The organism is Maribacter sp. 4G9, from assembly GCF_002742265.1.
GTDB lineage: Bacteria > Bacteroidota > Bacteroidia > Flavobacteriales > Flavobacteriaceae > Maribacter.
This window is the reverse complement of the sequence record NZ_MDGL01000078.1, coordinates 1-337: the sequence shown is the minus strand read 5'-3', so window position 1 is coordinate 337 and position 337 is coordinate 1. Positions and strand designations below refer to the sequence as shown.

Annotated in this window: 1 protein-coding gene; it reads right to left on the bottom strand. The window is 51.6% G+C overall.

The window, feature by feature from the left end:
• A partial coding sequence (locus tag BFP75_RS10190; protein WP_240531759.1) for a transposase occupies positions 1-271 on the bottom strand: 271 nt, incomplete at its 3' end.
• Between the last annotated feature and the right edge of the window lie 66 nt (positions 272-337).

The following is a 337-nucleotide window of genomic DNA, read 5'->3' as shown; positions in this document are numbered from 1 at the left end:
CTGCCCGTTTTTGGTCGAATTTCAGGTACTTCTTCAAATTATAGGCAATGGCAGATAGGTGCATCACCTTGTTCGCCTGCCCTAGCCCTATCGTATTTATCTTCCTTAGCCCCATGAACTGGGTCAGGGTCCCGAACACGGGCTCCACGGTGCTCTGCCGTTTGCCCTTCATGTACCGGCCCTGTGGGCTCTCCACCCTTGCAATGTTGCGTTCGTATTCCTCGCGATAATAGGTGACGCTGAACTTCTTCTCCTGGGCACTTTTGCCCAAACAACTCCTGCGCAGTGGGCAATCGGTACAGACATGCTTTCTTGCCCTATATTCCTTCTTTTTCGT